Origin of the sequence: Paenibacillus sp. LBL (genome assembly GCF_029893715.1) — a bacterium.
In the GTDB taxonomy this organism is placed as follows: Bacteria; Bacillota; Bacilli; order Paenibacillales; family Paenibacillaceae; genus Paenibacillus_AQ; species Paenibacillus_AQ glucanolyticus.
The window spans coordinates 107,016-126,768 of the sequence record NZ_JARXYU010000012.1 but is presented as its reverse complement, the minus strand read 5'-3'; the positions used below and the strand labels follow the sequence as shown (position 1 = coordinate 126,768).

The following is a 19,753-nucleotide window of genomic DNA, read 5'->3' as shown; positions in this document are numbered from 1 at the left end:
CTTTTTTATGAAGGGAGAGGGGCTTGGAACAGAATATCTTGCTTGACAACAAATAGGAAAGTGTATAATCTTGAATTAAAGATATTATAAATTGAGATTGTATTTACATAACTATGATCATCTACCAAATAACGTTCGATAAGGGGGAGAAGAAACATGACGTTACAAACGGCAGGCATTCATCATATTACGGCTTATGCACAGGATCCGCAGAGGAACGTTGATTTTTATACTGGCGTGCTTGGGTTAAGAATGGTGAAGAGGACGGTCAATTATGATGCGCCAGAGGTATATCATTTGTATTTCGGGGATGAGTCAGGGCAGCCAGGAACGATTATTACGTTCTTTCCGTCTTCCGCTTCGCGAAGAGGCATGCATGGAGGGGGGCAGGTCGGTTATATCACATTTGCAGTGCCTATAGGCGCTCTTTCCTACTGGGAGCAGCGGTTGCGGGGCTTTGGCGTCTCGGTTATGAAAGCGTTCAGGTTTAATGAGCCTTATCTTCAATTCTCTGATCGTGATGGGCTTCGCCTGGAACTGGTTGAGCGGGACAGCGGATCGATGAGCGGGTGGAGCGTGGATGACATTACTTCGGAGACAGCAATTAAAGGATTCGGCGGTGCGGTGCTGTTCAGCAGCAAGTGGAAGGAAACGAAGGAGGCGCTTGAGCAGGTACTAGGACTTACATTCATTGGGGAGGATGTGAACTATGCCCGGTATGCGTCCGCGGGACCCTGCGGGAATATGATTGATCTTCCGATGCGGGATATCTCTTGGGGCGCTGGAGGTGCCGGAACTGCTCATCATATTGCCTGGCGGGCAAAAGATGATATGGAACTCAGTGAATGGAAGGAATGGATGAAGAAGTACGGGTACGCATCCACCGATATGATGAACCGCAATTATTTTAAATCGTTATATTTTAGGGAACGAGGGGGCATATTGTTTGAGATTGCCACGGATGTGCCTGGATTTACGATGGATGAGGATCTCCGTTCATTGGGTGAACGATTGAAACTTCCTGCGTGGTTGGAGCCGGAACGCCTCCGAATTGAGGAAGGACTGGAGCCGATCCAAATTCGTACACTGGAGAGGGGCAAGTGAAATGATATCCATTGATCCAAAAGTCCAAGACGAACGGGACAATTACAAGCTTTTGATTGGCAGTGTTGTCCCTCGACCGATCGCTTTTGTTACCACATTATCAGCGGATGGCGTGCTGAACGCGGCGCCGTTCAGCTATTTCTCGATTGTGTCCAGCAATCCTCCCATGCTATCCGTTTCGGTTCAGCGAAAGAATGGCATTGCAAAGGATACGGCGAGGAATGCCATGCTTAAGGGTGAGCTTGTCATCCATATCGTGGACGAAGATAACGTGGCAGCCGTGAATGAAACGGCTGCGAATCTTCTACCGCATGAAAGCGAGATTGAACGAACGAATCTGACGCCGGTGGCCAGTGAGGCTGTTGCCGTTCCCGGCATTCAGGAAAGCAAGATTCGCATGGAATGTGTACTGGAACAGGCGGTTGCCTTGAATGACGCAGAACAGAGGCCAGCTGCTGATCTGCTGATCGTCCGCGTGGTAAGGTTTCACGTATCGGAGGAGGAACTCTACGAGAAGGGCCGGATTGACGCTGCCAAGCTGAAGCCTGTGAGCCGTATGGCGGGGAACATCTATGCTGCTCTGGGAGATATGTTCACCATTGAGCGGCCATTATAACGCAGGCGAGATACGATAAATAATTCAACGATATAGGAGGAGTGGTTAACGGATGAGATTTCAATCGAAGGTTGTTATCGTAACAGGAGGCGCCAGCGGGATTGGCGAGGCAACGGTAAGGCTTTTTGTTAAAGAGGGAGCCAGCGTTGTTATTGCGGATTTCTCTGACCGGGGACAAGCTGTTTCAGACGAATTAAGTGCAGCGGGGTTTAACACCCTGTTTGTCAAAACCGATGTAACCAAGGAGCAGGATGTTGCCAACATGGTTGAACAGACGGTCAAGCAGTATGGGCGTGTGGATATCTTGTTTGCGAATGCAGGCATTGCGCATGACGCTCCCGCAGATCAGTTAACGATGGAGAATTGGCAGAGAACGATTGATATTAATCTTACAGGCGTGTTTCTCTGTGATAAATATGTAATCCAGCAGCTGTTATCCCAGGGATCGGGCGGGGCTATTGTAAACTGCGGATCGATCCATAGCCATGTCGGAAAAGCAGGAGTAACCGCATATGCTTCGGCTAAAGGCGGCGTTAAGCTGCTGACGCAGTCGATGGGCGCTGATTATGCCTCCAGAGGAATCCGGGTCAATGCAGTGTGCCCGGGTTATATCGATACTCCGCTTATTCAGGGAAGAACTGAAGCGATCACGCAGCACTTGGTCGGCCTGCATCCGATGGGGCGCTTGGGGCAGCCTGAAGAAGTAGCTAAAGCCGTGCTGTTTCTTGCCAGCGAAGACGCATCCTTTATTACTGGCACCACCTTGCTGGTGGATGGCGGATATACAGCGGTTTAAACCATATGAAGAAGCCCCGAGCATGCTCGGGGCTTCTTTGTTATATATGACAGATACGGGATAGGGCAAATTATATAATGCTGACGCCAGCACTGCCGTAACCGGCAGTTGCAGTGATCAGAGTCAGACCTGTTGCTGTTGTGGAGAATACCATCAACAAGCGGGTATTTGCTGCAACCGGAATAGCCAGGCCATCCAAGAAGCCGTTGCTGACCGTACCCAATGTGACTGCGCCGGTATATGGAGGAGCCAATGTGACAAGGGCACCGGGGATTGGCGTGAAGATATTGCTTGTAGCCGGAGCGCTGTACAGCTGGGCTGTGACCGTAACAGTAGTTCCAAGCAGGTCGAGTGCCAAGGTGTTGCTGAAGGTTGCGGAAATTGCCGTGATGGTGCCTGCGCGTGGCGTATTGAAAGCAAAGTCAAGCGCAGTACCTCCCGCACCCGTAAGGTCGATCGTTCCGCCAGCGAGCGTAACGGTTGGACCCGAAATACCGAAGCCTACGAGACCAACCGTTCCGACCAAACCTCCAACAATGGTTGTAAGCGCAAGAGGTATGCCGGATGCGAAAGGAATGATCGCTCCTCCACCTGGCAACCCAGTAGCCCCTGTTGGCCCAGTAGGGCCGACGGCTCCAGCAGGACCAACGGGTCCGATCGCTCCAGCAGCTCCAGCAGCACCGACAGGTCCAACAGGTCCAACGGGTCCTGCAGGTCCTGTTGGACCCGGAATGCCTGTTGACGATCCAGCAGGTCCAGCAGGCCCAATTGGCCCAGCTGGCCCGACCGGTCCAACGGGTCCAAGAGCTCCAACCGGCCCCACAGGTCCGACTGGTCCAAGAGGTCCCTGCGGTCCAACCGGTCCGCGGGGACCTCTGACACAGTGGCGACGAATCGGCTTGTGTCCACCTTTACCACTATTGCCGTTATCAGGACATCTTTTTTTCTTGGCGTGCAGTACTTTTTTCTCTATCTTTTTAAGAGCACACAATTTTCTCTTTCTAGAAGAACGATCCAAATCAAGCACCTCCTTTAGATTTGCTTTATACTACGCAAATGCTCTCTTAGCCGCATGGGTTAACAGCTTATAAATGATAGATATATACCTATTATTTTAAGAATGTACGATAGCCTCTGAGGAATCAGTCTATAAACGAATAGCGAAAAAAAGCGATCGTGATGATATTGGAATAGCGAAATTGGGGGCTAACAAAGCTTATAATGGATCGTGTTGAAAAAAAAAATTCTGTTTCGAAGTTGAGGGCTTGTCCCCTCTGCATCGTTCATGATTCATGTCATGAATGATCTACCGCATGAATTATCTGTTATCTGATGGGCGCAATGCCTGCTGTATAGCGAAAAACACACCTCCGAACAAGGAGGCGACAGGCAGGGGACAGCCCTGAATTTGTGGAGATTATGGCTACTAATATGCCTTGGAAGAGCGCTGATTTCACCTCCGAATTTCCAGAAAATGCAGCTCCAGGGGTTTGACTTTTACTGAGCTTCCCTTTATCATGAACACACGCTTAGTTTCCGGCATACATTTCCGGAGAGCGGGGGAACCAGTTTCATCAGGGGCGAGTCACTTGAATTCACGAGTGTAGGGTACCATCTTACCCGAGTCCGTCAGCTAACCTCGTCAGCAGTGGATGGGTCTTGTATACATAATGGATGTTCATAACAAAGGCCCTTTATTCTCTATAGGGGCCTTTTCTCTATTTTTTGACCCCCTGCTGGCGGAGCTATGTCTAGATCCCCTGTTTGGTGGTCTTTTTGTATTCTGCAAAAGAGGAGGGCAATGCCTGCTAATGTTTAGCCAATTGAATCAGTCAGACGGTTTGGGTTTACAAGGCACAGGGAAATGGATGCAACCTCTCCCCTGAGCCCCCGGACTGTGCAAGTGTGTCTGAATGTCACATATCCGAGTTAACACATGTGTTAACATGGATAATTTCATCATGCCGTTTTTAGGAACGACAAAGTCATTGCGAAAGGTTGTGGAAGGTGTTGAAGAAAGTTGTTGTGCTGTTGTTGTCATTGGTTATGGTGGTATCGCTCGCGGCCTGCGGCGATAAGGGGAGCACGCTGGAACGGGCCAAAGAGCAGGGGTACATTACCGTAGGTTTTGCCAATGAAAAGCCTTATGCCTACAAAGAGGCCAGCGGGGAGCTTACAGGCGAAGCCGTTGAGATTGCCCGTGTCATTCTGGAGCGACTTGGCATTAAGGAGATGAGAGGTGAGCTTACGGAGTTCGGCTCCCTGGTTGCCGGGCTTCAGGCGGAACGGTTTGACCTGATCACTGCAGGCATGTTCATCAATCCGGACCGCTGCTCCGCCGTTTTGTTTGCTAATCCGGAGTACAGCATAGGGGAAGCTCTTGCCGTGAAGCAAGGGAATCCAAGTGGACTCGGAAGTTACGAAGATATTGCCAAGGATGATCAGGCGAAGGTGGCCGTCATGACTGGCGCGGTTGAAATCGGCTATATGGAGAAGTCAGGCATCCCTTCGGACCGGATCATACAGGTTCCCGATCAGGCCTCGGCCATCAGTGCCCTCCAGGCAGACCGGGTGCAGGCGATTACCATGACGGGACCGTCCCTGCAGGCGATGCTGGATTCGGCCAGCGATGACAACATCGAACGCGTCGCGGATTTCGAACAGCCGGTCATCGACGGTGAAAGCGTTCGGGGCTATGGGGCCACGGCATTCCGTCAAGCGGATACCGAATTCCAGGAGGCTTATAATGCGGAGCTTGAAAAAATGAAGGAGTCAGGTGAGCTGCTGGAGATCTTGCAGAAGTTTGGATTTACCGAAGAAGAGCTGCCGGGCGAGATGACAGCCGCTGCGCTTTGCGGTGAATAGTATGCCGAATTCATGGATCGATTTTCTTCCTACTCTGCTGAAAGGAGCGGAGATTACGGTTTTGGTCGCCTTCTTTTCAGCTGTTCTGGCCATTGCCATGTCCTTCGCAGCCGGTTTATCCAGACTGTCGAAGCTGTGGATCGTCCGCACGGTTACAGCCGTGTATGTGGAAATCTTTCGGGGAACCTCCTTGCTGGTGCAGCTGTTCTGGTTGTATTTTGCTCTTCCGTTTATCGGCATTGAGCTTCCCAAAATGCTGGCAGCCATCCTTGCGATTGGATTCAACTTTGGCGCATATGGCTCCGAGATTGTCCGAAGCACGGTGCTGGCTGTTCCAAAAGGACAGTGGGAAGCTTCGGTGGCGCTTAATATGAAGCCATGGCAAAGGATGTGGAATGTTATATTGCCTCAAGCTTCACTGCGAATGCTCCCGCCATTCGGAAATCAGCTGGTGGAACTCATCAAATCTACGTCACTTGTCTATTTCATCACGATGGCGGATCTGACGTATCAGGCCATGGTGCTGCGCAACAACTATATTTCCTGGACATCCGAGATTCTGGTGCTGCTGCTTCTTATGTATTTTGTCATAGCTACGCTTGTCTCGATGGCAGTTCGGTTGCTGGAGCGTAAATGGACGGCGGGGAGGCTATAGCGGATGTGGGATTGGAATTATGTGTTTGATATCCTGCCGGAATTGCTGAGTGCATTAAAAATGACGGTATGGGTGACGCTCTGCGCTTTTGTGGTGGCCTTGATAATCGGGCTGCTGCTTGCCTTTGCTGCTCGAAGCCAGTGGAAGCCTGTGTCGCTCATGACCAAAGGTATTATCGAATTTATCCGCAATACACCGCTGCTGGTTCAGGTCTTCTTCCTGTACTACAGTCTGCCGCTCCTTACCGGAATCTCCATTCCGGCCTTCTATGCCGGGGTGATCGGTCTTGGGCTGCATTACAGCACGTATCTGTCCGAAGTGTATCGTTCTGGCATCGAAGGGGTCCCCAAGGGGCAGTGGGAAGCTGCAACTGCTCTGAATTACACGAAAGCCCAAACCTGGCGGAGCATTATTCTGCCGCAAGCGGTGCCGCCTATTATTCCGGTGCTGGGCAATTATTTGATTGTCATGTTTAAGGAAACACCGATTCTGTGTGCCATTACGCTTGTTGAGATGATGCTGACAGCCAAGAATATCGTTTCCCAGTCGTTTCGTGCATTCGAGCCGTATACGCTGGTTGGCATTCTGTTTCTAATTATCAGTTATATCGCGTCTTTGCTGGTGCAAAGGCTGGAGAAACGAATGAATCTGCAGCGTGGAAAATAAGGAGGGAGTCTATTGAACGCAGTAGTAATTGATGCGTTTGCCGGAGCCGAGGTGCCGCAGCCTGATCCAAACCCGGCAGCGGAAGTGAAGCCGATGGTGAGATACAAGGGCGTGACGAAGTCGTTTGGTGATCTCCAGGTGCTTAAAGGCATCGATCTGGAGATGCAGCCTGGAGAAAAGGTGGCTGTTATTGGTCCGAGCGGCTCGGGCAAAACGACGATGGGGCGGATGTTAATGACACTGGAGGAACCGACCGAAGGCACCATCGAGGTTGATGGTGAGCTTCTCTGGCATATGCAAGAGAAGGGCAGGCTTGTTCGGGCAAACGAGAAGCATTTGCATCGAATGCGCTGCAGCGTCGGTATGGTTTTCCAGCATTTTAATCTGTTCCCGCATATGAGTGTGCTTCGCAATGTGACGGAGGCCCCGCGCAAAGTGCTGGGTTTATCCAAGGAGGAGGCGGAGGAGCGGGCCGTCTCCATACTGGGCAAAGTCGGCTTGGACGACAAGCTGAAGATGTACCCGGCCAATCTGTCCGGGGGGCAGAAGCAGCGTGTTGCTATCGCACGAGCGCTGGTCATGCGGCCGAAGGTGATGGTGTTCGACGAGGTGACCTCGGCTCTGGATCCGGAGCTGGTAGGCGAGGTGCTGGAGGTGATCCGGGAAATCGCGGAAGAAGGCGATATGGCGATGATGCTGATTACGCATGAAATGGATTTTGCCAAGGAAATCGCCGACCGGGTCATATTCGGTGCGGACGGCTTGATCGTCGAGCAGGGGACGCCGGAGGAGATATTCGATAATCCCCGGAGCGAGCGGCTGCAAAACTTTCTGCAGCGATTCCGCTCTAATTGAAAAATGAGCAGGGGACTGATCATGGAAAGAGGTGCTTGTATAGAATGATTGTTGATACTGGAGTGGACATCGTTTATCGCAGACCGGAAGCGCAGGATGGCGCCCGGGTGTGGGAGCTCGTAAGAGATACCGGATCACTAGATCTGAATTCCCCCTATTGCTATATGCTGCTTGGAGACTATTTCAATGATACCTGTATGATCGCCGAGCACGAAGGAGACATCATCGGTTTTATCTCTGCATTCCGCTCACCGCGTAATCCGGAAACGCTGTTTGTATGGCAGGTGGCCGTTGCCGGCTCGCATCGGAGGCAAGGGATTGCGAAGGCCATGCTGACAGGACTCATGAACCAGAGGGCATGTCATGGCGTTCGCTTCATTGAAACAACGGTATCGCCAAGCAACATGGCATCCCGCCGGTTATTTCTCGGTTATGCCGAGGAGAAATCCATTCCCAGCACCGTAACCGTAGGTTATGGAGCGGAGATGTTCCCGGATGGAACGTCACATGAAGATGAGCCATTATTCGTGATAGGCCCCTTTTTCAATGACATATAGACCAATGGAGGGAATTATGGACAATCAAGTCATGGAGAAACCGAAGCTTACGGTGTTTAACAATCTGGAATCGGAAGTAAGAAGTTATTGCCGCAGCTTCCAGACGGTCTTTGACAAGGCTCGGAATGCAAGGCTGTGGGATACGCAAGGCAATGAATACATTGATTTTTTTGCCGGCGCCGGCGCGTTAAATTACGGACACAACAATGAGAAGATTCGACAGAAGCTGGTTGATTATATGATGCTGGATGGTGTTACACACAGTCTGGATATGGCTACCGAAGCGAAGGAGACCTTTCTGACCCGCTTTCAGGAAGTCATTCTAAAGCCGCGAGGCTGGGATCATAAAGTGATGTTCCCCGGTCCGACCGGCACGAATGCGGTAGAGGCAGCGCTCAAGATCGCGCGGAAGGTGACAGGGCGCAGCACCGTTCTGTGCTTCACGAATGCCTTTCACGGCATGTCCCTCGGCTCACTGGCTGTTACCGGCAATTCCTTCAAGCGGCAGGGTGCTGGCGTGGATCTGAGCCATTCGGTATTTATGCCTTATGACGGTTACTTCGGCGATGACGTGGATACGATGGCATATATGGAGAAACTTCTGGATGATCCGGGGAGCGGTATTCCGCTTCCGGCGGCGGTTATCGTTGAAGCTGTACAAGGTGAAGGCGGATTGAACGCTGCGAGCGGGGAATGGCTGCAAAAGCTTGCGCGCATCTGCAAGGATAAGGGGATGCTGCTCATTCTGGATGATATCCAGATGGGCTGCGGCCGAACGGGTCCGTTCTTCAGCTTTGATGATGCCGGTATTGAGCCGGACATCATATGCCTCTCGAAATCGATCGGCGGCTTCGGCTTGCCGATGGCGCTCACGCTGATGAAGCCGGAGATCGATATTTGGGAGCCGGGCGAGCATAACGGCACCTTCCGGGGCAACAATCTCGGATTCGTTGCTGCAGCGGCAGCGCTGAATTATTGGGAAACGGAAGATTTTCAGCTTGATATCGGTATTCGCGAGAATCAGATTCGCGAATCCTTGGATTGTATAGCTAAGGATTATCCACAGCTCAGCGGTGAAATACGGGGCAGGGGGCTGATCCAGGGATTTGCCTTTAATAAGCCGGAGCTCGCAGGCAGATTGTCTGAAATCGCCTTCGAGCAGGGACTGATTATGGAAACGTCAGGTCCGCACAGTGAAGTAGCGAAACTCATGCCGCCGCTGACGATTGAGATGGACACATTGGAGCAGGGATTGGGGATATTTATAAACAGCGTGAAACAATTAGCAGCAGAGGAGAGGTTGTCATGATTGTTAAACATTTGGAAGAGATTGTGGATACGAAGGACGATATCGATGCGAAGACTTGGAATTCGAGAAGACTCCTGCTCACCAAAGACGGCATGGGCTTCTCCCTCAACGACACCATCATTAAGGCCGGAACCGAGACGCTGATCTGGTACAAAAATCATGTCGAGGCTGTTTATTGCATCGAGGGAGAGGGTGAGATCCAGGTGGTCGGGGGTGAGACTTACCCCATCTCTCCGGGGATGATGTACGCACTGGATGGACATGAGAAGCATTACTTGAGAGCTCGTTCCCAGATGCGGATGGTCTGCGTGTTCAATCCGCCGCTGACGGGGGCTGAAGTTCATGACGAGGAAGGAACCTACCCGCTGCTTGCCCCCATATCGAACAAAGGAGATGACATGCGATGAGTCATAATCAGGTATCGGCGTTTCAGGAAAAAGAGATGGACGTTTATCCTTCAAGATTGCATTCAGAGCCAAGACTCTTAAAGAGACAGGATCCTGTGGTGTATTCGGACTGGACACCGGATGCTTCTATAACACTGGAGCAATCCGAATTCTATGAGCGCAACGGATATTTGTTTCTGGAAGGTTTCTTCGATCGGGAGGAACTGCAGCACTATCAGGCGGAAGCCCGCAGTCTACAGGTGACCGCGAGAGAGTCGGAGAAGGATGAAGTTATTCGAGAGCCAGGCGGTGACGAAGTGCGTTCGGTGTTCGCGGTGCATCACAGCCATGCGGTATTCCAGGAGCTGTCCCAGCATCCGAGACTCCTGGCCATTGTGGAATATCTGCTGGGAAGCGAGACCTATATCCATCAATCGCGCATCAATTACAAGCCGGGTTTTACGGGCAAGGAGTTCTACTGGCACTCCGATTTCGAAACGTGGCACGTGGAGGACGGCATGCCGCGGATGAGGGCTTTGAGCTGCTCCATCGCACTAGAGGATAACTATCCCTTTAATGGCCCGCTCATGGTCGTGCCTGGATCCCATAAGGAGTTTGTGGCTTGCGTTGGCAAGACACCGGATAATCACTTCAAGGATTCGCTGCGCAAGCAGGAATATGGCGTTCCTGACCATGACAGTCTGACACGCTTGGTGAAGGAAGGCGGAATTGATACACCTGTTGGCAAAGCGGGATCGATCGTGCTGTTTGACTGCAACATTATGCACGGCTCGAACAGCAATATCACGCCTATGCCGCGCAGCAATATTTTCATGGTCTATAACAGCGTGGAAAATAAGATCGTTCAGCCCTACTCGGGTCAGAGCCCTAGGCCGGAGTACATTGCTGCCCGTGATTCTCGATGATCTCGCTGTCGCTTATCGGCTCGATCATCGGCATCAACGTAGTCTACGTCTCCATTTTTACGCTGCGCTTGATTCTGATGATCAAAGGCAGAAGAGGGGTAGCCTCTCTTCTTGCCATGCTGGAGGTATTCGTTTACTTGCTCGGTCTGAATCTCGTTCTGCAAAATCTGGACAATCCCTTTAATATGGCGGCTTATTGCCTGGGCTTCGGCCTTGGGGTATATGCCGGCAGCCGGATCGAGGAGTATTTGGCACTCGGGTACATCGTGGTACAGGTCATTGTAAATTCCGTAGAGACCAACCTGGCGATGAACCTGCGGGAGAAGGGATACGGCGTGACCGCATGGGAAGCGGATGGCAAGGACGGCAAGCGGCTCGTGCTGCAGGTTCTCGTGAAACGGAAGAACGAGCGCCGTCTGATGGAGACGCTGGGCAAAATGTCGCCGCAGGCGTTTATCATCTCTCATGAACCGAAAAGCTTCAAAGGCGGCTTCTGGGTTCGGTTGACGGAAGGTCGCAAATTATAGAACGCGTGACAAGGCATAGCCTGCTCGGAACCTGGTTTTTCGAAGCGGGCTTTTTTTATATGGCAGTATGTCGGGTTTCGTACAGTAGGAACAGCTAGCCACTTGCGAGTCAAGAAAGGAGCCTTCGATTCTTCGAATCCTCACTCGAGGACCTGCTCCGACTCACTCCGGTACCAAAAAAAGCGTAATCGGTCATCGTGGAGGAGCTTCCGAGCTGTCGCAGCATGGCGGTAATATTTCCCCGACGGTAGGTGCCATGATTCACGATGTGCAGCACGATTTCGGAGAAGCGGGTATCCCGGATGCCGGCATAGGGATTATCCAGCCGAATGCTCTGCTCAAGATCCGGATGCTGAGACAGAAAGGCCGTGAATTGTTCTGACAGCTCGATAAACCGAAGATTCAGGTCCTCCAGCAAAATTGTTTCCAGCTTCTCGCGAAGCAGGTAGGCATCCGCTAAAGCAGCGTTCATGTCCATCCCGGACAATATCTTCATCCAACCGAGATCCGTTGTGTAGATGTGAGTCAACGCCTCGGATACGGTCGGGAAAATGCTCGTTATTTTCCGGTTGTATACATCGCCCGGCAGCTCCAGCAGACGGTTGAATATGGCTTGATTCGCCCAAGCATGGTATTCATACATTTTGACGGGATAATTCATGAGCATTGTCCCCTTTAGCTTCGTGATTTGGTTTTGTTGAGATCAGTGTAAATAAAAAAGTATGACAGCGGACTGTCATACTTTTGCATAAAGCTGCAGCATTTTTTCTAGCTTGGATTGCATGCGTGTCCTTAAGCTGGCAGGCTCTATGATCTCGATATCCTCACCAAAGCTCAGCAGGGTGGACCAGAGCCACCCGGAGTCCGGATGGTCGATTTTAAATGTAAGGCGGAGTGATCCGTCCTCACAAAATTCCCGCTGGACATCATAGAAATGGTCCATTGCCTTCGCCAAAGCTTGAGTTGATACATGCAGCACGACTTCAATGCCATCTGAGGAAGCTTTCCATGCATGCGTTTCGTTCCTGTGGTGCTGCCGCTCTTGAAGATGGGGGCCTTGGGTGTGCTCCTCCGAATGTTTGCGCTGAAAGGGCTCAGCGGATGCAGAGAGCTCCGACATTCTTGATATGCGGAATTCCCGGTAGTCGGCCCGGGTTCTGCAGAATCCGTACACATACCAGACGCTATATTTATACATAAGCCGAAGGGGCTCAACCTTCCTGTAAATCCGCTCATTTTTGGCGCTGATGTATTGAAAGGAAATCACGTGTTGATCCGTAATGGCGCCGCGCAGAAGACGAAGCGATTCATGGTGTGACCGCCAGCTCCCGATATCCATGGACAATCCTCGCGATGCAGAGCTGCCGGAACGGTCAATGGTCTGCAGCCGCTGTATGGTATCCATTGCCCGTTCATCCTCAAACACGGTTGACATGCTGTGCAGGATCGTGATTAAGGCGCTGACGTCGTAAGAGCCAAGCAGGCTTCTGTCCATCTTATACTGTTCCATGATGCCATATCCGCCGTTCACCCCTTGATAGGATACAACCGGAATGCCGGCTGCGCAGATTGCGTCAATGTCCCGATAAATGGTTCTCTGGGATACGTTATATTTCTCAGCCAAGGCAGACGCCGAGAGAATTTCGTTGTTCAGCAGCATATAAATCATGGATATGAGCCGCTCCAATTTCATATCGGGTTGAACCCTCCTATCCTTATTGGGTCTATTCTCCAATGATTCCGTATTATATCATAGCTTTATAGAAAGAAAGGGGAGGAAGACACAGATGAGACAAAATATGAAATCTTTATTATTATCGCTGCTTGCAGCGTTATCTGTGCTGGCATTGTCCGCGTGCAGCGAGTCAGCTCTGTCGGATCCGGAGAAGGAACAAATTGTGAAGCAGGTTGAGCAGCTGGAGACGGCCGAATATAAATTGCTGCATTTTCAGATGGACTACCCGAAGTATCAGGCGGAGCTGGACGGGATTGTCAGCGATTCGTACAGGGATGTTATCAGCGACCGCATTATTTTCGGATATAACGAGAAGGAATATCGTGCTGCGGATTTGATGGGGATGCCCAAGGAGGAGTACGAGAAGCACAAGGAGCATATGCTCGGGCTGATTCATTCTATGGGGATGGACGAGGAGAAGGCCGTTCTCCGCGTTTCGGAGCCTTATGGAAGCGAAGGGGCAGATGGTGTCTATGTCTACGTCTCGGAATCCAGGGAGCTGAAGGAGAGACTGCTGTCGCAGACGAACCGAAGATATTCGCTGGACAACGCGAGCGGATCGTGGACCATCACGAATGTAGATCAGGATAAGGTCACGATCGGAAGTGACGAACGTGATGACGAGGCTGAGGCGAAGCTGAACGGGCTGGAATACCAGACGCATGACGGAGTGAAGATCGTTTATCGGGACAAGGCCCTTGCGTTTGATGGATGGAAATGAACAGCTGTGTAAAGGGAGTGGGAGTCTGCGCGAGCTTTTCGTTCCATTCCCTTCGGGTTTGCCGTACAATATAGGGGAATTCCATAATATAAGGAGTGTGAGCCTCATGGCCCGTACCAAAACACAAAAAGCGCTCCGCCAAGCGGAACGTGCCGGCACATGGTCAGCCGCGATGATGAGAAAGACCAATGAAGATTATAGTTCACTGTCACAGCATGTGAGAGTCAAACCTACGAAACAAGAACAATTGCATAAGGTCAAACACAGAAAGCGGATCGGAGACGATGGCGCTTTTTTTGTTGGTTTTGGGGGATGTGATATAGTACGCTAGAGAGGTTAGCTCAGGATGGAGGTTTATGATGGCGAAGCAGAAATTTTATGTAGTCTGGGTAGGTAAGGTGCCCGGAATTTATACAAGCTGGGCCGAATGCCAGCAGCAGGTGAACCAGTTTACTGGCGCTAAATTCAAGGCGTTCGAATCCCGAAGCGAAGCGGAGAAGGCTTATGCTGCGGGCTATAAGAATTACTGGGGACAGCAGTCCGGAAGCGGTGCCGGAAGTTCAGCATCCAAGGGTTTCAAGCGAAGCAGTGCTTCACCTGACATAGATCCGGGAGAGATCGATTACGATAGCATCTCAGTGGACGTGGGAACGCGGGGAAATCCGGGACCTGTGGAATATAAGGGTGTAGATACTCAAACCGGGGATATTCTATTCTCATGCGGACCCATCCAGAAGGGGACGAATAACCTCGGCGAGTTTCTGGCGATCGTTCATGCGTTAGCTTATTTAAAGAAAATAGGAAGCACCAAAACGGTGTACAGCGATTCCATGAATGCGCTCAAGTGGCTGAAGCAGAAGAAGGTGGTGTCTACACTCCCGCGGGATGCATCAACCAAGGAAATCTGGGATCTGGTGGACCGGGCAGAGCACTGGCTTAGAACCAATACCTATGAGAACAAGGTGTTGAAATGGCAGACGAAGAGCTGGGGAGAGATTAAGGCCGATTACGGGCGCAAATAAAGAGAAAATTAACAGGAGGAAACCATACGATGACGTACAAAGCCGTGTTTTTTGATATAGATGGAACGCTTGTGAATGAAGAGAAGGAAATTCCACAGGATACGATCGATGCGATTCATCAGTTGAAAAAGAACGGGATCGACGTTTTTATTGCCACAGGGCGGGCGCCGTACTATTTTGAGCATTATGCTAGGCAGCTAGGTGTCGATTCCTTCGTAAGTTTTAACGGATCTTATGTCGTGTATCAAGGGAAAGCGGTATACGAGCACCCGATCTCCGAGAAGACGCTGGAGCTGTTGGAAAATACGGCGCTTGCGCACAATCACCCGATTGTGATGCAAGGTGCGGAAGCGGGATTTGCAAACCATGAGGAGCATCCGTATGTTGCCGAGTCTTTCTACGATCTGAGGGTCGAAGTTCCTGGATACCGCAGCAGCTATTGGAAAGAGGCCAAGGTATATCAAGCGCTGCTGTACTGTGAGGCGCATGAGGAAGAGCTGTATACCTCTGCAGAGGCTCCGTTCAGCGATGTGAGCTTTGTGCGCTGGCATCGGGTCGCTATGGATGTCATTCCGGGAGGCGGTTCGAAAGCCAAGGGGATCGAGGCTGTGCTGAAGCATCTCGGGATTACCGCCGAGGAAGCCGTGGCCTTCGGGGACGGGCTTAACGACAAGGAAATGCTGTCTTATGTAGGGCTCGGTATTGCCATGGATAATGCGCATGAGGAAGTGAAGCCGCTTGCTGATTATGTAACCAGGCATGTGAACGATGGCGGCATTCGCCATGGATTGGAGTATGCGGGCCTGATATAGGACAGGTTACATCATATGACCCGAAATCGGGCGCTGCCGCGGGCAGGCCTAAATTCATAAGCGAAGACAGGGAGGAGCTTCCCTTGTCTTCGCTTTTTTTAATATACCTTAGCGATATGCAGAAAAATCCAAATTCTATATTGTGGATAATTCAAGCTCTCACAGCAGTGAGACTCTTAATGGACTGTGCATAACATCGTTTTGGAGTTCTTTATACACAGAGTTATGAACATTATCCACGCTAGATTCGTGTAAATTGAATTTAAGTCGCATATTCCATGAAAGTTATCCAGTGTTTGTGAACATATGTGGAGAAGTGCAAAGATAAGTGAGCGTCAAAACTCTTGTTCAATGTTGACAGACCAAAATCAGCTATGTATATTTTATTTACCGACTATATAGTCGGTAAATAAAATGAGAGATGGGTGAATGTCATTGGAAAAAAAATATGGCCTTCAACCGCTGATACCGTTCAGCGTCAAATCTTTAGCAGGCTTCATCATCATTTTTATGATTTGGCAGGGCGGCACTTTATTGTGGCTCAGTCTGCTTCATAACTTGATTCCCGCTACTCGCTCAGGACTGCCTGGTCTGATCACGCTGTATTTGTCCTTTGTTTTCCTGATTCTCGGAGTTTTCCTAGTCACCAGATATTTCTTCAAAATTCGTTTTAGAACATTTTTGTTTGAAGGTAATAGGCCTGATTTCCGGAAGTTTGTACGTTATTTTTTATGGTATTTATTTGCCCTTATCCTGTATTTGCTTGTGGATATAGGCGTACATCCTCAAGCTTTTACGCTTCATTTTGATCCGCTTCCATGGTTAGGTGTACTCCTCATTACCGCTCCTTTGATTTTGCTGCAAAGTGCTGCTGAAGAGATTTTCTTCAGAGGCTATATGTACCGTATGTTCAGATCATTAAGAGGCGGGGTATTCTGGTCCATCTTTGCCACTTCCCTAACCTTTGCCCTGATCCATGGTTTTAATCCCGAAATGCTAAACTATGGGATTTTTGGACCGTTGTATTACCTGCTGGGGGCCTTCTTTCTGGGAATCGTTGCTTACCACACCAATGGTCTGGCTGCTCCCATCGGGATCCATTTTGCCACGAATATTTTTAATACATCCATTTGGGGATATGGATCATCGACGTTGGATAATATGGGACTGCAGAGCATTGTATACCGTCACACGCTGGATATGCCGTTTGCATTCTTTGGGATTTTTGCTATTGTTATCACATATGGGGCTTTTCAATTTTTCAAGCATCAAAGGAACCGTCCATAAGGTTCCGGGAGGAACATATGACCAGAAGGCGACTGCCAGCAGAAGAAGCAAAAACGATCATATTAAACCATGCCAAGTTATTATTTATTGAAAAAGGTTATGACCGAGCCACAATGGACGACTTGTGTGCATCGACACAGATGAGTAAAGGCAATTTGTATCATCATTTCAAAAATAAAGAGGTGCTCTTTCTCCAATTGCTTACCCAGCATGCGGAACAAATGTCACAAAAGTGGCTTCATTTGATGGAGCATTCCACGTCTCCCAGCGAACAGCTGATTGAAATGGCTGATTTATTCGGCAGAGATTGTGAAAGTCCATTAGTCCAAGCACTCGAAGAGTATGCCAGAACACTTTCTGGCGAATCCGAGTCATTGGCTACATTGAGAGAGATCACAGAAGCAGCCTATCGTGCAATAAGGCAAGTGCTGCAAACGGGGATCGACCAAGGCGTCTTTATTAATGAAGATATCGAAACGTTGAGTTTTGGTGTAATGTCCACATTGGCTGGAGCAACGCAGCTCTGCCTAACGATGCCAAATCTAAGCGGGGACGAGTATGCAGCTCTGCATGTCAATGCGGTCAAGCTGCTATTAAAGGGGATATCGATTGAACGATAATGAAATGGCCGGAGCAGCCTTGCGAGAAAATGATACACACGTAAAAGCCGCATCGTTGCGGCTTTTTGTGTTTTTACGATCTATAATTTTGTCTAAACCGGAGGGTGATCCAAAGCTCGGGCCGCACCTGCTGTGCCGACCACGGTGACGAGTTAGTCCGTGTGTGCAACGGCGCTTATTTCAATCCATTGTTCAGCGGACGCAAGATAGGTCACGCCGAGGAGACAGCCAGCCGGCCGGTGTTGTCCTACGTATTCCTTGAACAGTCTGATGACCGGATCGAAATGTTCTTCAGCGTTTGTTAAATAGATCTCCACATAAGCGAGGTTCGACCTCGTGACATCAAATCCCGCCAGTACGCGATCTAGATTTTCCAGCGTTTGCCGGGTTTGTGCCTCGATATCGCCTTTGCCAACGAACGTGCCCTCCGTGTCGTGGGAAAATTGCCCCGAAATGTAGATAGTTCCGTTTACGGAGTAACCCTGGGTGATGCCGTGATCCCAAAGACTGTGATTGTAGCTTTTGATATTCGTCATTTTTTTCTCTCCTTTACTTGAAGTAAGGTTAGTATAGATTGAAAGTATATAAAAAAATAGTACGCACATTATTGATAGGTACTATCAAAAAGGATAGTGTACGAAGTGAGACTAAGAAGGGCTTGAGCTCAAAATTGATCATGTGAAGAAACTCGATGTATGCAAGCCAGAAACATGAATATGGTTCAATATGGCGTAAAGCGCATGTTTTCTTCTTGACGTAATGAAACAAAATAGCTATTATAGACCTGTGAAGTCCCTAATTGAGGTGATGTTGAATGAAGTACTCCAAGGCTACAGACTATGCCCTCCATACGATGCTCTTTCTTACTGCGGCGACTCCCCAGAAGCCAATAGGCGTACAGCAGTTGGCGGAGCGACAAAGTGTGTCTCCCACCTATCTGTCCAAAATACTGACCAAGTTGGTGAAGGCGGGCATGATCGAATCGATAACGGGGGTGAATGGCGGCTATCGCCTCAAACGAAATTGGGAAGATATTTCGTTTCTGGATATTATCCATGCGATTGAAGGTTCGGCTTCCTTGTTCGATTGCAGTTTCGATCATGGACCAGGATGCCCGATTCAGAAGGTGGTGTTGTCGGCAGAAGAGAAGATGGAAGAACTGTTGAGAAATCAGAAAATGTCGGATCTTGTACGTGAACATAACATCGTTATATGATCCTTCCTTTTTTTAAGTCAATTAAAGACAATAAGAGTCTTTGAAGTCTGTAATATGATTTTTAACGGGCATGATTGAATCGATAATGGGGGTGAATGGCGGGTATCGATTTAAACGAAGCCGTTAGCCCATGGGTGACAAGTGATGGTTATCTAGCGGCCGTGCCGCCGGATGTGTCTGCCGATCGCATTATTTTTTAGCTTGTGATGGACCCCCCAATGCGCACCTTGGCGAACAGCTGATCTTGATGGATTATGAAGGACAAGAGCGACCCTGATCAATGGGAAGGAGAGGAGACTATGAATATGAATATCAATATGAAAGCAATTGCGCTTGGACAATACGAGGGAGCGAAATATCATCCTTTTGCGCATATTGATCACGAATTACAAACCATATTTGAACCTATGGACGTTGAATGTACGGATGATTACGCCGTGCTTCAGGAGGATAAGCTGGAGGGCTATGATCTGTTCATATCGTACGCGGATTTCTCGGATCTGGAGATCACCCCAGATCAGGTGCAAGCGCTCATATCCTATGTGAGAAACGGTGGCGGCCTGCTAGTCATCCATAACGGTATCTCACTGCAGCAAAGCCAAGAGCTAGAAAAGTTAATCGGCGGCAGGGTTACGGGACATCCGGACTATACGTCACTGCCAATTCGATATAATCGGGGGAGTCACCCTATTGTGGAGAACTTAAGCGATTTTACAATAGATGAAGAACCGTTCCGGTTCGAGCTGAGTCCGCATGAATCAGCGGTTATACTTGCCGAATATGTGCATGATGGCCAGCGGTGGCCTGCTGCGTGGGCACATACATATGGCTCTGGCCGCGTGGTATATCTGATGCCGGGGCATCATCTTCCATCTTTCCAGGTGGAATCCGTGCGTAAGCTGATTCGGAATAGCGGAATGTGGGCTGTTCGGGGGGCGAAGAGTAGTGATGCGACATCCTAATTTTATGTGCATCGCTATTAACGGCGGTATTTTTTAGCGCTTTGTATGGCGATTAACTAGGTGGGGAAATCCGCAATTTAATCATACGTAGCTTATTATCAAAAGGAGGGGAAGAA

General features: G+C 49.8%; 24 protein-coding genes and 1 riboswitch. Of the genes, 20 read left to right on the top strand and 4 right to left on the bottom strand.

Translation table 11 applies throughout. The annotated features are described in order from the left end of the window. Positions 1–156 precede the first annotated feature (156 nt). Genes M2277_RS22300 through M2277_RS22290 form a run of 3 tightly spaced genes read left to right on the top strand, consistent with a single transcriptional unit; the run spans position 157 to position 2,516 of the window. Complete coding sequence (locus M2277_RS22300) at positions 157–1,104, top strand: VOC family protein (protein ID WP_063477824.1); 948 nt, start codon at positions 157–159, stop codon at positions 1,102–1,104. 1 nt (position 1,105) lies between these two features. Then, the gene (locus tag M2277_RS22295) at positions 1,106–1,720 is read left to right on the top strand and encodes a flavin reductase family protein (RefSeq protein WP_280755546.1); all 615 of its coding nucleotides are present in this window, start codon (positions 1,106–1,108) and stop codon (positions 1,718–1,720) included. Positions 1,721–1,772: 52 nt separating this feature from the next. Further along, entirely contained in the window at positions 1,773–2,516 is a 744-nt protein-coding gene (locus M2277_RS22290) for an SDR family NAD(P)-dependent oxidoreductase (RefSeq protein WP_006212835.1), read from the top strand. 70 nt (positions 2,517–2,586) lie between these two features. Here the strand turns inward: M2277_RS22290 and M2277_RS22285 are convergent, their stop codons facing one another. After that, positions 2,587–3,534, bottom strand: coding sequence for an exosporium glycoprotein BclB-related protein (locus M2277_RS22285; protein WP_280755545.1), 948 nt, complete (start codon positions 3,532–3,534; stop codon positions 2,587–2,589). A 498-nt stretch (positions 3,535–4,032) separates the two neighbouring features. Further along, positions 4,033–4,179: riboswitch (cyclic di-AMP (ydaO/yuaA leader) on the top strand. 347 nt (positions 4,180–4,526) lie between these two features. Between M2277_RS22285 and ehuB the strand changes: the two genes are divergently transcribed. The 9 genes from ehuB to M2277_RS22240 are packed head-to-tail and all read left to right on the top strand — an operon-like array spanning position 4,527 to position 11,262. Then, complete coding sequence (ehuB, locus tag M2277_RS22280) at positions 4,527–5,381, top strand: ectoine/hydroxyectoine ABC transporter substrate-binding protein EhuB (protein WP_006212832.1); 855 nt, start codon at positions 4,527–4,529, stop codon at positions 5,379–5,381. A 1-nt stretch (position 5,382) separates the two neighbouring features. Next, entirely contained in the window at positions 5,383–6,036 is a 654-nt protein-coding gene (gene ehuC, locus M2277_RS22275; protein WP_280755544.1) for an ectoine/hydroxyectoine ABC transporter permease subunit EhuC, read from the top strand. A 3-nt stretch (positions 6,037–6,039) separates the two neighbouring features. Further along, positions 6,040–6,702 (top strand): ectoine/hydroxyectoine ABC transporter permease subunit EhuD, encoded by a 663-nt coding sequence (ehuD, locus tag M2277_RS22270; protein WP_036643583.1) that lies wholly within the window; start codon positions 6,040–6,042, stop codon positions 6,700–6,702. 12 nt (positions 6,703–6,714) lie between these two features. Beyond that, positions 6,715–7,557, top strand: coding sequence for an ectoine/hydroxyectoine ABC transporter ATP-binding protein EhuA (gene ehuA, locus M2277_RS22265; RefSeq protein WP_280755543.1), 843 nt, complete (start codon positions 6,715–6,717; stop codon positions 7,555–7,557). Between the two features lie 44 nt (positions 7,558–7,601). Next, complete coding sequence (ectA, locus tag M2277_RS22260; RefSeq protein WP_006212828.1) at positions 7,602–8,114, top strand: diaminobutyrate acetyltransferase; 513 nt, start codon at positions 7,602–7,604, stop codon at positions 8,112–8,114. Positions 8,115–8,130: 16 nt separating this feature from the next. After that, positions 8,131–9,423 carry a diaminobutyrate--2-oxoglutarate transaminase gene (ectB, locus tag M2277_RS22255; protein ID WP_280755542.1) on the top strand — a complete coding sequence of 431 codons (1,293 nt, stop codon included), beginning with the start codon at positions 8,131–8,133 and terminating at the stop codon, positions 9,421–9,423. Then, positions 9,420–9,830: an ectoine synthase gene (locus tag M2277_RS22250; RefSeq protein WP_006212826.1), complete on the top strand. Its 411-nt coding sequence runs from the start codon at positions 9,420–9,422 to the stop codon at positions 9,828–9,830. Before ectB ends, M2277_RS22250 begins: the two co-directional genes overlap by 4 nt. Beyond that, positions 9,827–10,735 carry an ectoine hydroxylase gene (thpD, locus tag M2277_RS22245; RefSeq protein ID WP_036643579.1) on the top strand — a complete coding sequence of 303 codons (909 nt, stop codon included), beginning with the start codon at positions 9,827–9,829 and terminating at the stop codon, positions 10,733–10,735. The genes M2277_RS22250 and thpD overlap by 4 nt, the downstream gene beginning before the upstream one ends. Beyond that, positions 10,732–11,262 carry a DUF2179 domain-containing protein gene (locus M2277_RS22240; protein WP_006212824.1) on the top strand — a complete coding sequence of 177 codons (531 nt, stop codon included), beginning with the start codon at positions 10,732–10,734 and terminating at the stop codon, positions 11,260–11,262. Before thpD ends, M2277_RS22240 begins: the two co-directional genes overlap by 4 nt. Before the next feature lie 109 nt (positions 11,263–11,371). Here M2277_RS22240 and M2277_RS22235 read toward each other — a convergent pair whose 3' ends face one another. Both M2277_RS22235 and M2277_RS22230 read right to left on the bottom strand, forming a co-directional pair. Continuing rightward, positions 11,372–11,923 carry a DinB family protein gene (locus tag M2277_RS22235; RefSeq protein ID WP_280755541.1) on the bottom strand — a complete coding sequence of 184 codons (552 nt, stop codon included), beginning with the start codon at positions 11,921–11,923 and terminating at the stop codon, positions 11,372–11,374. A 75-nt stretch (positions 11,924–11,998) separates the two neighbouring features. Further along, positions 11,999–12,955: a helix-turn-helix transcriptional regulator gene (locus tag M2277_RS22230; protein WP_006212822.1), complete on the bottom strand. Its 957-nt coding sequence runs from the start codon at positions 12,953–12,955 to the stop codon at positions 11,999–12,001. 94 nt (positions 12,956–13,049) lie between these two features. Between M2277_RS22230 and M2277_RS22225 the strand changes: the two genes are divergently transcribed. The 6 genes from M2277_RS22225 to M2277_RS22200 all read left to right on the top strand — a co-directional run bounded on the left by M2277_RS22225 (position 13,050) and on the right by M2277_RS22200 (position 17,459). Next, a complete protein-coding gene (locus M2277_RS22225; RefSeq protein ID WP_006212821.1) occupies positions 13,050–13,718 on the top strand; it encodes a hypothetical protein in 669 nt (222 codons plus the stop codon). A gap of 106 nt (positions 13,719–13,824) precedes the next feature. After that, positions 13,825–14,049 (top strand): hypothetical protein, encoded by a 225-nt coding sequence (locus M2277_RS22220; protein ID WP_006212820.1) that lies wholly within the window; start codon positions 13,825–13,827, stop codon positions 14,047–14,049. Between the two features lie 28 nt (positions 14,050–14,077). Then, positions 14,078–14,740, top strand: coding sequence for a ribonuclease H (gene rnhA / locus M2277_RS22215; RefSeq protein WP_006212819.1), 663 nt, complete (start codon positions 14,078–14,080; stop codon positions 14,738–14,740). A gap of 29 nt (positions 14,741–14,769) precedes the next feature. Then, positions 14,770–15,552, top strand: a complete 783-nt coding sequence (locus tag M2277_RS22210; RefSeq protein ID WP_036643575.1) for a Cof-type HAD-IIB family hydrolase — start codon at positions 14,770–14,772, stop codon at positions 15,550–15,552. Positions 15,553–15,981: 429 nt separating this feature from the next. Continuing rightward, positions 15,982–16,839: a CPBP family intramembrane glutamic endopeptidase gene (locus M2277_RS22205; RefSeq protein WP_280755540.1), complete on the top strand. Its 858-nt coding sequence runs from the start codon at positions 15,982–15,984 to the stop codon at positions 16,837–16,839. A 17-nt stretch (positions 16,840–16,856) separates the two neighbouring features. Continuing rightward, positions 16,857–17,459, top strand: a complete 603-nt coding sequence (locus tag M2277_RS22200; protein ID WP_280755539.1) for a TetR/AcrR family transcriptional regulator — start codon at positions 16,857–16,859, stop codon at positions 17,457–17,459. Positions 17,460–17,611: 152 nt separating this feature from the next. Here the strand turns inward: M2277_RS22200 and M2277_RS22195 are convergent, their stop codons facing one another. Next, positions 17,612–17,995 carry a RidA family protein gene (locus tag M2277_RS22195; protein ID WP_036643570.1) on the bottom strand — a complete coding sequence of 128 codons (384 nt, stop codon included), beginning with the start codon at positions 17,993–17,995 and terminating at the stop codon, positions 17,612–17,614. A 278-nt stretch (positions 17,996–18,273) separates the two neighbouring features. Here M2277_RS22195 and M2277_RS22190 point away from each other — a divergent pair, with 278 nt between their 5' ends. Further along, on the top strand, positions 18,274–18,675 hold the full coding sequence (locus M2277_RS22190; RefSeq protein ID WP_006212815.1) for an Rrf2 family transcriptional regulator: 402 nt from the start codon (positions 18,274–18,276) through the stop codon (positions 18,673–18,675). Positions 18,676–18,980: 305 nt separating this feature from the next. Continuing rightward, positions 18,981–19,637 carry a ThuA domain-containing protein gene (locus tag M2277_RS22185; RefSeq protein WP_234973113.1) on the top strand — a complete coding sequence of 219 codons (657 nt, stop codon included), beginning with the start codon at positions 18,981–18,983 and terminating at the stop codon, positions 19,635–19,637. Positions 19,638–19,753: the final 116 nt, after the last annotated feature.